This window comes from Streptomyces sp. NPDC050619 (assembly GCF_040654815.1).
Lineage (GTDB): Bacteria > Actinomycetota > Actinomycetes > Streptomycetales > Streptomycetaceae > Streptomyces.
Window position 1 is genome coordinate 475,531 of record NZ_JBFAIR010000001.1, and the last position, 14,225, is coordinate 489,755.

Consider the following 14,225-nt stretch of genomic DNA (forward strand, 5'->3'; position numbering starts at 1 on the left):
CTGAAGTCACCGGACCGACGGGCCGCCGAGTCACCGGACCGACGGGCCGCTCACGACGCCGTCGGATCCACTGTCGCCTGGTGTTCCTCCGCCAGGTGTTCCTCCGCCTTCAGCCAGGGCAGGAACTGCGCCGCCTTGCGCCAGCCGCAGGTGTCGCAGCTGATCGTGCGCTGCGCTCCCGAGCGCTGCACACGGACGACGTGTTCGCGTCCGTGCTGGTCCCAGCGGCTCACCTTGCTCGTGTTGATCTCCAGCATGCTGCTGCCTCCAGAGGCCGCGCCCTGTCGGTCGGTTGACGCAGCAAGGAGTGTGCAGCAAGACCAACATCAACAGGGGATCTTTCACAGGGTCAGTCGATCGTCCTCGGCAGCCGCAGACTCGCCACCACGGTCAGCGCGACGCCCGCCGGCTGGACCAGGGGGGCGTGACCAGGGCGTTTCGCTGTCTCGCGGATGACTCTGGGAAGTGCGGGAACTCGGGCGACCGGAAGGTGTGGACACCACCCGAGGGGAGTCGAGGAGCCATGGCCGAACAGAAGGCCGAGCAGAAGTCGACACAGGATCTCCCGCAACCGCTGCGGGCGGCCGCCTCGGCGATCAGCAAGGTGCCCGGCGCCACGATGGTGGGCCGGGCGGCCGAAGGCGCACTGGACAAGGTCGGAGCGGTGTCGCCGCGCGGTCGGCGGATCGCCGTGTACACCGGCGCCGGAGTGCTCGGCGTCGCGGGACTCGTGGAGTGGCCCGTCGCCGTCACCGGAGCGGCGGTGGCGTGGCTGACCCAGCCGCGGGGGCAGGAGGAGACGGAGGAGAACGCCGAGACCGCCAAGGCCATCGGCAGTACCGGACAGAGCGGCGCGGCACGGGGCGCCGGCAGCTCCCGGACGTCCTCCGGGAGCAAGACGTCAGGCAACGCGAGCAAGGCGTCCGGCAACGCGAGCAAGGCGTCCGGCAAGACGCCCACACCGAAGGCCGTGGCGGCGGCCACCAAGTCGCCCGCCCGGGCGTCGCGCGCCACGCCCTCCGACAAGTTGCCCGCGCACGACCCCGAACACGACACGGCATCGCCGGCCACGCCCCGCGGCGGGCCGGGCGGCTCGACGACGACCCGACACGCCCCTACCAGCAGCTGAGGGAGAGTGATGAGCACAGGAAGTCTCCTCCGGCCGACGGCAACCGCCGCCGGCCTCGTCCTGGCCGGCCCCCGTCTGCTGGCCCGGGGTGCGGCGCCGGCGGTGGGTGTGGCTGCGGGGGCGGTGGCGGGTTCGGCGCGGGCGGGTGTGCGGGGGGTGGATGTCATCCGGGCGCCCGGGGCGGCTGCGGGGCTCGTGCTGGGCGGTCCCCGGTTGCTGGCCCGGGGTGCGGCGCCGGCGGTGGGGGTGGCCGTGGGAGCGGTGGCGGGTACGGCGCGGGCCGGCGTCCGGGGGGCGGACTTCGCACTCCGGATGACGCATGCCGCCCGCGCGGCCCGGCCGGCTCCCACCCGCCACTGGCGCTCCGGTACGAGGACCCACCTGGCCCTGCGGCCGGCGGATGCGGATATCGCCGAGCGGCTTGACCGGCCGCGGCACACCGAGCACCTGGCCCGGCGCGTGGCCGTCGCCCTCGCCGAGCATCCCGACGTGGCGTTCGCCTACTGGGACCGGGGGCTCGCGCGGCTCGTCGTGGTGGCGAGCGAAGAGGCCGCCGGTGACCGGGTGGTCGAGCGGGCGGTCGAACTCGCCGAGCGGCACGGGCTCGTGCCGCTCGGCGCCACCGTGGACGCGGCGGACGCGGTGGAGGAAATCGCGCACCCCGGCGACCCGCGCACCGTGCGGACCGCCGCCCTCGCGCTGGGCGCCGACGCGCTGGGCGTGGTGACCGCCGTGGCCGGCTCCGCGCTGCGGCTGCCGGCCTCGCCGCGCCTGGTGACGGCCGTGGTCACGCTGCTGCGGGAGAACCCCCGGTTCCGCTCCTGGCTGCGGGCACGGCTCGGCGGCCCCCGCATGGACGTGGTGCTGGCCGCCGCCAACGCCGCCGCCCACGGCGCCGGTCACACCCCGACCTCGCCGCTGCTCGACGGCGCGCTGCGCACCTGCCAGCTCACCGAGGCGCTGGCGCGGACGGCCGGCTTCGAGGCCCTCCACGACCAGCTGTGCGCGCCGGGGCGGGACAGCGTCCCCGGCGATCCCGCACTGCGTCCGCCGCTGCGGACCTCCCCCGCCCAGGCGTACGCCACCCATGCCTCCGCCGGCAGTGTCGTGGGCGCGGCGGCCACCCTGCTGGTCAAGCACAACGTCGCCGAGGCGGCGGAGGCGGTGCTCGCCGGCTCGCCCAAGGCCGCCCGGTACGGCCCCGCCGCCTTCCACGCTGTACTGAGCGGCGCCCTGTCCCGGGCCGGTGTGCTGGTGCGCGATCCCGACCGGCTGCGGCAGCTGGAGATGGCCGGCACCGTCGTCCTGCACCCCAGCGCGCTGCGGACGCCCGGCGCGGGCGCCGACGCGTGGGCCGAACCCGTGCTGGACGCGGCACGGCGCGCCGGGCTGCGGGTCGTGGTCGTGGACGATCCCGCGCTCGCCGACTTCACCGGCCTCGCCGATCAAGTCGTCGGCGCGGAGCGGCCGTTGAGTGAGGTGGTGGACGAACTGCGTGACGACGGCGGGGTCGTCACCGTCGCCCGGCCCCGCCCCGGCGAGGACGCGGACGTGACCCGCGGCCTTCTCCACGGTGACGTGGCCGTCGCCCTCACCGACCAGGACGGCCAGGTGGTGTGGGGCGCGGACCTCCTCGCGCCGCACGGCCTGCCCGACGTATGGCGGCTGCTGACCGCCGTACCGGTGGCCCGCAAGGTCGGCCACCGGTCCCAGACCCTCGCCCGGTCCGGCGCCGCGCTGTCCGGACTGCTCGTGGCCGTCGGAGAGTCGCGGCGCGGCACTCCTACGCCGCTGCCCGGGCTGCGGCACGCACCCGTCGACCTGAGCGCGGCGGCGGCCCTGTTCACCGGGGTGCGCGCGGCGCTCGGCGTGGCGGCGGCACGCGCCCCGCACCCCCGGCCCCGGGTGGCCTGGCACGAACTGGACCCGGAGGACGTCCAGGACCGGCTGGAGCACGAGACGCCCCCGCAGCCGCCCGTCGTCGAACAGACGACCTCCCGCGTGCGCAAGGCCGCCGCCACCGTCGTACGACAGCCCGCGCTGGCCCCCGCGCGCTGGTCACTGCAACTGGGCCGGGCCGTACGCGGCGAACTGGACGACCCCCTCACCCCGGTCCTCGCGGTCGGCTCGGCCGCGTCGGCGATCCTCGGCTCGGCCATGGACGCCCTGCTCGTCCTCGGCGCCCTCGACCTGAACGCACTGGTCGGCGGCATCCAGCGGCTGCGCGCCGAGCGGGCGCTGGCCGGGCTGTTCGCGCAGCAGAAACAGAAGGCGCGGATCGCCGACAGCGCCGACGACGAAGCCGCGGCCCACCTCGTCGACGCCGCCAGACTCAGCCCCGGCGACGTCCTCGACCTCAAGGCCGACGACGTCGTACCCGCCGATGCCCGCCTGCTGTGGGAGGACGGCCTGGAGGTCGACGAGTCCGCGCTGACCGGCGAGTCCCTGCCGGCGGACAAGGGGACGGAACCGACTCCGCACGTCCCCGTCGCCGAACGCGACTGCATGGTCTTCGAAGGCACGACCGTGGTGGCCGGACGCGCCCGCGCCGTCGTCGTGGACACCGGCGACCGTACCGAGGCCGCCCGGGCCGTCGCCCTCGCCGCCCGCGTCCCGCCCGCCGCCGGAGTCCAGGCCAGACTCCAGGAACTCACCCGCAAGGCCATGCCGTTGACCATGGCCGGCGGGGCCGCGGTGACCGGCCTGTCGCTGCTGCGCGGCACACCGATCCGGCAGGCGGTGAGCGGCGGAGTCGCGGTCGCGGTGGCCGCCGTACCCGAAGGGCTGCCGCTGGTCGCCACGGTGGCGCAACTGGCCGCCGCCCGCCGGCTCAGCGGCCGGGGCGTCCTGGTCCGCGCCCCGCGCACGCTGGAGGCGCTGGGCCGCATGGACACCATCTGCTTCGACAAGACCGGCACCCTCACCGAGAACCGGCTGCGCCTGGTCCGGGTCGCCGACGCCGACGGCACGGTCCACACCCTCGACGAGCCCGAGGCGGCCGGCCCGCTGCGGGTCGCGGCCCGCGCCTGCCCCACCCTGAACGGCGACGGCGACTCCGCCCGCCCGGCCCACGCCACCGACGAGGCCGTCCTGGACGCCGCCGGCCCCGACCCCGAGTGGACCCAGATCGAGGGCCTGCCCTTCGAGGCCGCCCGCGGCTACGCCGCCGCCGTCGGCCGCACCGGGGACGGCACACCCGTGCTGGTGGTCAAGGGCGCCCCCGAGACCGTCCTGCCCGCCTGCCCCGACCCGCCTGCCCACACCTTTGACGCCTCCCAGACGCTGGCCCGGGACGGACTGCGCGTCCTCGCGGTCGCCGAACGCCCGCTGGAGGAAGGGGAGACGGGGACGGACGTACTCGAAGAGCCGTTGCGGGACCTTGAGTTCACCGGACTCCTCGCCCTCGCCGACGTACCGCGCGAGACGTCCACCGCGCTGGTCCGCGGGCTGCGCGAGGCAGGCGTACGGCCGGTCGTGCTGACCGGCGACCATCCGCAGACCGCCCGTGCCATCGCCGCCGACCTGGGCTGGCCGGACGACGCGAGCGTGGTCACCGGCGACGAACTGGCCGCCGCCGACCGCTCCGTCCGCGCCCGGATGCTGCGGGACACCGACGTCGTCGCCCGGGTCGCCCCCGAGCAGAAACTCCAGGTCGTCGAGGCCCTCCGGGACGCCGGCCGGGTGGTCGGCATGGTCGGCGACGGCGCCAACGACGCCGCCGCCATCCGCGCCGCCGACATCGGCGTCGGCATCAGCGCCCGCGGTTCGGCCGCCGCCCGCAACGCCGCCGACCTCGTCGTCACCCGCGACGACCTGACGGTGCTCATCGAGGCGGTCCACGAAGGCCGCGCCCTGTGGCACAGCGTCGCCGACGCCATCGCCATCCTGATCGGCGGCAACGCGGGCGAGGTCGGCTTCGGCATCGTCGGCACCCTCCTGTCGGGCTCCGCGCCCCTGTCCACCCGCCAGATGCTGCTGGTGAACCTGTTCACGGACCTGTTCCCGGCGATGGCGGTGGCGGTGACACCGACGGAGCGGACAGAGGAGGGGACGGCAGCGGAAGGCGCGACAGAGGGGGCGACGGCAGCGGAAGGCGCGACAGAGGAAGGGGCGCCGGGGCCGGAATCCGACGGCCCCCTCGCCACCACCGTCCTCGGCACCCCGCTCCTCCGCCAGATCCGCCATCGCGCCCTCACCACCTGCCTGGGCGCCACCGCCGCCTGGCTCTTCGGCCGCTTCACCCCCGGCACGCCCCGCCGCTCGACGACGATGGCCCTGTGCGCGGTGGTCGGCACCCAGCTGGCCCAGACCCTGGCGGACCGCCGCGACAGCCCGCTGGTCCGCGTCACGTCGCTGGGGTCCGCCGTCGTCCTGGTGGCGCTGGTGGAGACCCCTGGCGTCAGCCAGCTGTTCGGCTGCACACCCCTGGGGCCGGTGGCCTGGGCAGGAGTGGCGGCGGCGATCGCGCTGGCGCTGGTGGGGCAGCGGGCGGTGCCGTATGTGGAGGAGGCCGTCATGAAGCGGTGGCCGGCCGGCGGCCCGACCGCCCGCGGCAGCGTATGACCAGATGCTGACGGGAGGCCAGACCACACTGGCACGGCAGTTGTGAGCCCGGACAGAGCGTCAGGCGCTCAGGTCCGCCGCCTGCCGCAACTCGGGCGACTCCAGCCGCTCGGCCGTCCGCACCGCGGTCCCCCGCGCCCAGGCCCCACTCGTCAGTGCACCGAGCACCAGCACCAGGAGGCCGCACCCCGCGATGACCCACCAACCGGGGCTCGCGGCGGAGACGAACACCGCCCGGTACGACGACTCGCCCACGCCCGCCGCCAGCACCGCCCCGATGACCGCGACGCCCAGGGTCATCCCCAGCTGCCGGCTCGTGGAGGCGACCGCAGCGGCCACCCCGGCCTGACTGCGCGGCATGCCGGACACCGCCGTGTTGGTGATCGGCGCGTTGACGAAGCCGAAGCCGATGCCGAACAGGACGTATCCGAGCAACAGCGTGTTGTTCGAGGTCTCGGCCTCGAACGCGGCGAACAGAACGGCGCTCGTGGTCATCGCGACCCCCGCGATCAGCAGCGGCACCCGCGGACCGAAGCTGCCCACCAGCCGGCCGGACACCGGCGCGAGCAGAAACATCGGCACGGCCATCGGCAGCATCCACAGCCCCGCGTGCAGGGCGTCCAGCCCCCGCACGTTCTGGAGGTACAGCGTCGACAGGAACAGGAACCCGCCCAGCGAAGCGAACGCGCTCATCGCGATCACCGTGGCCCCGCTGAACGGCACCGACCCGAAGAACCGCAGGTCGATGAGGGGTTCGTCACGCCGGGGCTCGTACCAGAGCAGCCCGGCCAGTGCGGCCAGCGCGACCCCGGCGAACGGCAGCACCGCGGCGAACCCCGCGTTCGGCGCCTCGATGATCGCGTACGTCAGGGAGCCGAACAGCGCGATCACCAGGACCTGGCCGACCGGGTCGGGGCGGCGGGCCTTGGGAGCGCGGGACTCGGGGATGTAGCGCAGGGTGAGCAGGAGGGCGGCCAGGCCCACCGGCAGGTTGACCCAGAAGATCGAGCGCCAGCCGACCGAGTCCACGAGCAGCCCGCCGACCAGCGGTCCGGCGGCCATGGAGAGGCCGACCACGGCACCCCACACGCCGATGGCCCGGGCCCGTTCGCGCGGGTCCGTGAAGGTGTTGGTGATGATCGACATGGCGACCGGGTTGAGCATCGACCCGCCCACCGCCTGCACCATGCGGAAGGCGACCAGCGCCTCCAGGTTCGGGGCGACGGAGCACAGGGCGGAACCGACGGTGAAGACGATCAGGCCCGCGATGAAGACCCGCTTGCGGCCGATCCGGTCGCCGGTGGAACCGGCCAGCATCAGCAGTGAGGCGAGGACCAGTGTGTAGGCGTCGATCGTCCACTGAAGGCCGGACGTGCTCGTGTGCAACTGCCGCTGCATGGAAGGCAGGGCGACGTTCAGGGCGGTGGTGTCCAAGCTCACGATCAGCAGGCTCATACAGCAGATCGCGAGCACCAGCATGCGTCGACGGTGACTTGGCTCTGGCATGCGCTCCATCGTACGCGAAATTCGATAGTGCGGCTAACTAATGACCGTTGCACGATCTTTGCCCGGCGTGAGGGACAATGGGCTCTCGCCCCTCTGCCGTACGTCCGTCCCGGAGCTCCTGATGACCCACCCGCTCTCCATCGGCCCGCACACCGTCGCGCCCCCCGTGGTGCTGGCGCCGATGGCCGGGATCACCAACGCGCCCTTCCGCACCCTGTGCAGAGAGTTCAGCGGCGGCAAGGGCCTGTTCGTCAGCGAGATGATCACGACCCGGGCGCTGGTCGAGCGCAACGAGAAGACCATGCAGCTGATCCGCTTCGACGCGACCGAGAAGCCGCGCTCGATCCAGCTCTACGGCGTCGACCCGGCCACCGTCGGCAAGGCCGTCCGCATGATCGCGGAAGAGGACCTCGCCGACCACATCGACCTGAACTTCGGCTGCCCGGTCCCGAAGGTCACCCGCAAGGGCGGCGGTTCCGCCCTGCCGTACAAGCGGAACCTGCTGCGGGCGATCCTGCGCGAGGCGGTCAGCGGGGCCGGGGACCTCCCCGTGACCATGAAGATGCGCAAGGGCATCGACGACGACCACATCACCTACCTCGACGCCGGCCGGATCGCCGTCGAGGAGGGCGTCACCTCCATCGCGCTGCACGGCCGTACCGCCGCCCAGCACTACGGCGGCACCGCCGACTGGGATGCCATCGCCCGCCTGAAGGAGCACGTCCCCGAGATCCCGGTGCTCGGCAACGGCGACATCTGGTCGGCCCAGGACGCGCTGCGGATGGTGCGGGAGACCGGGTGCGACGGAGTGGTCGTGGGGCGCGGATGCCTGGGCCGGCCGTGGCTGTTCGCGGACCTGGTGGCCGCCTTCGAGGGCCGCGACGACTTCCGTACGCCCGCCCTCCGCGAGGTCGCCGACGTCATGGTCCGCCACGCCACCCTGCTCGGCGAGTGGATCGGCGACGAGGCGCGCGGGGTCATCGACTTCCGCAAGCACGTCGCCTGGTACCTGAAGGGCTTCGCGGTCGGCTCGGAGATGCGCAAGCGACTCGCGATCACCTCCTCGCTGGAGGAACTGCGGTCCGGGCTCGACGAGTTGGACCTCGACCAGCCCTGGCCGACCGGCGCCGACGGGCCCCGCGGCCGTACGTCCGGCAACAACCGGGTGGTGCTGCCGGACGGCTGGCTGAAGGACCCGTACGACTGCGCGGGGATCGGCGAAGAGGCGGAGCTGGACACCTCCGGCGGCTGAGAGCCTGTGTCATATCCCCGGCCGGATCAGCGCGGGGCGTCTGGTGCGTGCGATCGCAAGGCGCCGGAGGGCCCTCGTAGCGGAGCTACTAGGGCGTTTCGGCAACGCGGCGAGCGTGCGTGCCAGGCGTCCCGCGCCCGGCCGGGGATATGACACAGGCTCTGACCCCCGGCGAGTGGCTCAGTCCTTGGACGGCTGCGGCGTCGACCCGTACGCCGTCAGGAACCGGTCGCGGAACGAACTCATCTTCCACACCGGGGCGTTCTGCGCGGGCTTCAGCCCCTCCGTCCAGTTCCAGCTCGCGATCTTGTCGAGGACCTTCGGGTCCTTGGCGACGACCGAGATCGGCACGTCACGGCCGGCGTTGTTGCCGCTGACCCGGGCGATCGGCTGGTGGTCGCCGAGGAAGACGAGAACGGTGTCGTCGGTGCCGTAGCGCTCCAGCCACTGGGTCAGGCTGGTGACCGAGTACTGGATCGACTTGCCGTACTCCTGCTTGGAGCGGGTGGTGTCGTTGCGGACGTCCGACGCGTTGGTGCCCGCCTCCTTGATCGGACCGAAGAGCGAACCGTTGCCCAACTCGTCCCAGCCGACCAGCTTCGGGATCGGCGACCAGGGCTGGTGGCTGGAGGTCAGGATGATCTCCGACATCAGCGGCTTGTCGCGCTTCTTGCCGTGCTCCAGACGCTGGAAGGCCTCCAGCGCGTACTGGTCCGGCATCGTCGACCAGCTGAACTTCGGGCCCTTGTAGCCCATCTGGAAGGCGTTGTAGACCTTGTCCAGGCCGTAGAACTCCTGCTCCGGCCAGCCCTTCTGGATACCGGGCATCACCCCGACCGTGTCCCAGGCGCCCGTCTTCTTGAACGCCTTCGTCAGGCTGAGATGGTCGCCGGCCATGACCGTGCTGTAGCGCTGCTGGTTGTCGATCCACAGGCCGGACATGGTGGTGGAGTGGCCGAGCCAGCTGCTGCCGCCGTACGTCGCCGAGGTCAGCCAGCCGCTCTTCGCGCGGAAACCGGCCTTCTCCAGCGCCTTGGTGCTCGTGTCGAGGGTCTTGTCCACACCGGGCGCGATGACCGGGTCCTCGAGCGCGCTGCGGCCGTAGCTCTCGATGAACGTGAAGATCATGTCCTTGCCGCGCAGGTCGGGCAGCAGCTGACTGCCGGGCGTGTTGCCGAACTTGTCGGCCTTGGCCTCCTTCGCGAACGCAGCCTCGTCCCGCAGCGTGCTCTTCACCCGCCGCGCCTGGACCTCCAGCGCGTTGGCGGCCCGGTCCGAGGCGACCGGCACCCCGGCGACCTGGAAGCCGAGGGTGGAGCAGGTGATCCACACGGTGCCCGCGATCAGCGTGGCCCGGGTCGAGGTCTGGGTGTCGCGCGCCAGCAGGTTGCTGAGCCGCACCGTCGCCAGGGCCATGACGACGAGCAGGACAGCGACCAGGACGACCGCGCCGACCGCGGCGCCGATCGCCGTCGCCCGGCCCATCGTGTCCTCGACGTACGACTGGGCGTCGTCCAGCAGACCCCAGTCGAGGACCAGGTTGAAGCCCCGGCCGAGATACTCGGTGAATCCCATGTCGAGGAAGTTCACGATGGTCAGCGCACCGAGGACGACCCCACAGAACGCCGCCACGATCGTCCGCGCCCGGCGCGGCAGCGCGAGCAGCACGACCGCCCCGATGATCGCCTCCGACGGCAGCCGCGTGAACCGGTTGTACTGCAACGCGGCGATGGTGTTCGGCATGAGCAGAGCGCCGAGCACGAGGACGGCGGCGAGGGCGGTGGTCGTCCAGTAGAGGACGCGGGCGGCGGTGGGGTAGCGGGTGCGCCAGGCCCGCCAGTGGGCGAGGCGGGCTCTGAGGCCGGCCGCTGCCGGGGTGCCGGCCGGTATCTCTGGCTTGTCCTGCGCCGCTGTCTCCGGCTTGTCCTGCGCCGCTATCTCTGGCTTGTCCTCCGCCGGTATCTCCGGCTCGCTCTTCGCCTCGGGTGCCGCGTCGCTCTTCACCTCTGTCGCCTCCTCGTTCAACGGCTCGACAGAGGCAGTGTCGTCGATCGTGACCGGCGGTCGCGTGCCCGGCGGTTGGCGAAAACGCGTGAAGACAGGCACCCGAAGGTCCTTCCGTACGAAGCCCGGTGGAGCGGCGGACCCGATGTGAGGGATCGGGTCCGCCGCATTCCCGTACGGTTCGCCTCCGTCCGGTGTTCAGCCCTTTTGCCCAGTGCTCGGCAAACACCGGGCAAACGCCTCGCCAACCGGTCGGCCAGGCACGGTTTCAGGCACCCCCGACCGCCGTCAGCAGCGCCAACGGAGCCGCCGCCGACCGCGACTCCCGCACACACGCGTGCGGATACGGCACCGGCTCCGCATGCGTGTCCCGGCCGTACCCCGCGAGGACCTCCGGCAGCCGGTGCCCGGTCGCCGTCGCCGCGTCGACCAACGCGTGGGCGACGCCCCGGGCCTCGTCGTGCAGGCCGTAGCGGGCCAGCCCCAGCGTGATCAGCGCGTTGTCGTGCGGCCACACCGAACCGCGGTGGTACGACAGCGGGTGGTACGCCGACTGCCCGGCCGCCAGCGTGCGCACGCCCCAGCCGGAGAAGAAGTCCGGTTCGAGCAGGCGCCGGCCGACGACCTCCCCGTACTCCTTGTCCAGCAGCCCCGACCACAGCAGATGCCCGGCGTCCGAGGCCAGCGCGTCCACCTGGCGGCCCTCGCCGTCCAGCGCGAGGGCGGGGAAGGAGCGCTCCGGCATCCAGAAGTCGCGCTGGAAACGGTCGCGCAGGTCACCGGCCGCCTGTTCCAGCAGGGCCGCGTAGGTCTGGTCGTCCCACACCGTGCGGGCGAGCTGCGCGGTCCGGCGCAGCGCGTCGTACGCGTATCCCTGCGCGCCCGCCGCCATCACCGGCCCGCTTGGACGGGTGCCGTCGGCCGAGCAGATGGAGCCGGGGGAGTCCTTCCAGTTCTGGTTGGCGAGGCCGCCCTGGTCGGCGCGGTAGACCAGGTAGCCGCGCGAGGTGAGCCCGCCGTGGTCCAGCATCCAGCCGATCGCCGCGCGGGCGTTCGGCTCCAGGCGCCGGGCCAGTTCCGCGTCCCCGGTCTGCTCGACGTACGCCCCGAGCAGCACGAGGAACAGCGGGGTGGCGTCCACGGAGCCGTAGTAACGCCCGTACGGCACCTGACCGAAGTGCGCCAGCTCGCCGTGCCGCACCTCGTGCACGATCTTGCCGGGCTGGGCGACCGACTCCGGGCCGGTCTCGGTGGCCTGGGTCGCGGCGAGCGCGGGCAGGGTGGCGGCGGCCAGCCGGGGCCGGTAGGGGAGCGCGAACAGTGAGGTGAGCAGGGCGTCCCGGCCCAGCAGGGTCAGGAACCACGGCGCCCCCGCCGCCGGCACCCGCAGGTCCTCGCCGTCCGGCCCGGTCGCCGGGACCTGGAGCGAGGCGAGGTCCGCGAGACCGCGGGCACAGGCGGCGGCCAGCTCCGGCCAGCCCGTCGGGAAGGCCACGCCCTCCACGAACTGCCCTTCCATCGCGAGGAGTTGCCGATTGACGGCGGCCGGGGAACGTGGCACCCGCAAGGCCCGCTTGTCGCCGTGCGGCCGGGCCATGACCCGCAGCGTCAACTCCGCCATGCCGTGCGGTTCCAGATCCAGCGTCCACACCAGGCGCCTGGCTCCGGTGCCGGTCTCCTCCACGCCGTCCGGGGCGGGCTCGGCCGTGACGGTCGTACAGGAACGCCACTCGCCACGCTGGTAGCTGAACTCCACACCGTCGTCCAGGATCTGGCGGGCGCGGGTGGCGCCGATCTTGGTGTAGGTGCGGTGGTCGGAGCGCAGCTCGAACTGGTCGGTGAAGTCGGCGTCCGCGGTGACCGCGAGGCGGACCGTCGTCGGCACCGGACGGTTGCTCGTCACGCGCAGAGATTCGACGAACGAGCCGTCCGCGACGGCCTGTTCACGAAAGAGCGTGTACGCCGGCGGCTCCTGGCGCCCGCCGCGCGGCACGAGCACACAGCGCGCCGTGTCCCCGTCGGCCACCGGGGACAGCGCCTCCGGCACGGCACCGTCGACCGTGAGCTGCCACCGGCTCAGATGCCGGGCGTCCCGTACGAATAAACCGTCCGGGGAACTGCCGCCCCGGACACCGCTGATGTCCCCACCGTCGCCCACGGCCGCGAACGTCCCGCCGTGCACGAGCAGATGATGCCGGTCCGTCATCCCCGGTCGCCTCCCTTGACTGCCTTGACTGCCTGGACTGCCTTGGCTTGCTGGACTTCCGTGACTGCCTGCACCTCCTGGCCGCTCATGTCGATGCGCGTGTGCAGCAGGTCGAGCGTGAGCGCGGCGGTCCAGCTGAAGCCGGTCGCCCCGCAGGCCTCGCCGGTGTACGGGTCGACGTACTCCGCGAAGTCGGACGCGTCCGCCACCTCCAGGACCGCCCGCCGCAGCGAGTCGGCCCGGCCCTGCTCGCCGTGCAGCCTCAGCCCCCGCTCCATCAGCCAGCTCGTGTTGAACCAGGCCGGCCCGCGCCAGTAGCGGTGCGGGTCGAAGGCCTCGCCGAGCAGGTCGTAACTCGGGACCAGGCGGGTGCTGCCGCCGAGCCCGAAGTGCTTCGAGGCTGTCGTCCGGACGAGGGTGGCGGCGATGTCGCGGGGCAGCGTGGGCAGCAGCAGCGGGATCAGCCCCGAGACACTGCGCTCGGGGATGAGCTCCCCGCCCCGCACGTCACGGCAGAAGAACATCCCCTCCGCCGGGTCCCACAGCCGGTCGATCAGCGCCGCCGTCAGCCGCTCCGCGCGCGCGTGCCGGGCCGTGCCGGTCGCGCCCAGCTCCTGCGCGATCTCGGCCAGCGCGTGCTCGGAGGCGATGAGGAGAGCGTTGAAGGAGGGATCCTCCACGGCGAACTCACTCGCGCCATCCGCGTACTCACCGTCGCGGTAGTCGGTCGCCAGCCGCACATACCGCCCGTAGTCCAGATCCGTCGGCCGGTCCTCGGGCGAACCGTGGGCCAGGTCCGCGCGGCGGAAGGAGCGGGCCGGGGCAGGCGTGATCCGGCTCAACGGGGCGTCCCAGCAAGGGCTGTTGTCCATACCCTGTTCCCAGGGGTGCACGACCGACGCGAGGGAGCCTCCGCCCAGGTCCCGCCGGTGCAGCAGATACCGGTGCCAGGCCGCCAGCCGGGGATACACATGGGCGAGGAAGCCACGCGCCCGCGACAGACCCGGATCGGCGCGGTGCACCAGCAGGGCCGCCAGCGCGTGCACCGGTGGCTGCACGATGCCGGACGTCTGTACGGTGCGCGGGGCACCCGCGGCGCGCCCCGCGGTCGAGGAGCGCCAGAAGTCGGGGCTCGGGAAGTACGCGTCGAGCGGTACGGAGGGATTGAACACGATGTGCGGGATCCGCCCGTCGCCCCACTGGGCATCGAGCAGCGTCTCCAGCTCCGTCTGCGCGCTTAACGGCGACAGGTGGCGCAGGCCGATCGCGATGAAGGCCGAGTCCCAGGACCACTGGTGCGGATACAGGCCGTGCGAGGGGACCGTGGAGACGCCCGTCCAGTTGCCCTCCAGCACCCGTGCGGCCCTGGCGTGCAGCGATTGTGTCGGCTGCGTTACGGAATGTGTCGTCGCGGCCGGATCGTATGCAACGCCCCTGGTGCCCGAGACCTCACCATGGCCGGAAAAGGGGGGTGAGGAGAAGGTGCGTACGGGATCCAAGTTTCCCGTGTTGCGGACGGTGACCTGCGTTGCGCGATCCACTAAGTACTCCCCGAAGACGTAGGG

Annotated in this window: 7 protein-coding genes and 1 pseudogene; 3 read left to right on the plus strand and 5 right to left on the minus strand. The window is 72.9% G+C overall.

The genetic code is table 11. The features are described 5' to 3' along the window. Window positions 1–50 precede the first annotated feature (50 nt). Window positions 51–257, minus strand: a complete 207-nt coding sequence (locus AB0I77_RS02120) for a hypothetical protein (RefSeq protein ID WP_363280340.1) — start codon at window positions 255–257, stop codon at window positions 51–53. A 266-nt stretch (window positions 258–523) separates the two neighbouring features. On the opposite strand from AB0I77_RS02120, the gene AB0I77_RS02125 reads away from it, so the two are divergent. Together AB0I77_RS02125 and AB0I77_RS02130 are read left to right on the plus strand one after the other, a co-directional pair. Then, on the plus strand, window positions 524–1,129 hold the full coding sequence (locus tag AB0I77_RS02125) for a hypothetical protein (RefSeq protein ID WP_363280341.1): 606 nt from the start codon (window positions 524–526) through the stop codon (window positions 1,127–1,129). 9 nt (window positions 1,130–1,138) lie between these two features. Continuing rightward, window positions 1,139–5,692, plus strand: a complete 4,554-nt coding sequence (locus AB0I77_RS02130) for a cation-translocating P-type ATPase (RefSeq protein ID WP_363280342.1) — start codon at window positions 1,139–1,141, stop codon at window positions 5,690–5,692. Window positions 5,693–5,752: 60 nt separating this feature from the next. Here the strand turns inward: AB0I77_RS02130 and AB0I77_RS02135 are convergent, their stop codons facing one another. Further along, window positions 5,753–7,198 (minus strand): MFS transporter, encoded by a 1,446-nt coding sequence (locus tag AB0I77_RS02135; RefSeq protein ID WP_363280343.1) that lies wholly within the window; start codon window positions 7,196–7,198, stop codon window positions 5,753–5,755. A 121-nt stretch (window positions 7,199–7,319) separates the two neighbouring features. Here AB0I77_RS02135 and dusB point away from each other — a divergent pair, with 121 nt between their 5' ends. Then, window positions 7,320–8,450, plus strand: a complete 1,131-nt coding sequence (dusB, locus tag AB0I77_RS02140) for a tRNA dihydrouridine synthase DusB (protein WP_363280344.1) — start codon at window positions 7,320–7,322, stop codon at window positions 8,448–8,450. Window positions 8,451–8,630: 180 nt separating this feature from the next. Here dusB and AB0I77_RS02145 read toward each other — a convergent pair whose 3' ends face one another. From AB0I77_RS02145 to AB0I77_RS02155, 3 genes and pseudogenes are all read right to left on the minus strand, one after another. Next, entirely contained in the window at window positions 8,631–10,340 is a 1,710-nt protein-coding gene (locus AB0I77_RS02145; protein WP_363280559.1) for a CDP-alcohol phosphatidyltransferase, read from the minus strand. Window positions 10,341–10,722: 382 nt separating this feature from the next. Then, entirely contained in the window at window positions 10,723–12,660 is a 1,938-nt protein-coding gene (locus AB0I77_RS02150; RefSeq protein ID WP_363280345.1) for a glycogen debranching N-terminal domain-containing protein, read from the minus strand. Further along, window positions 12,657–14,039, minus strand: a pseudogene (locus tag AB0I77_RS02155) (trehalase family glycosidase); the annotation flags it as partial. The gene AB0I77_RS02150 and the pseudogene AB0I77_RS02155, both read right to left, overlap by 4 nt. Window positions 14,040–14,225: the final 186 nt, after the last annotated feature.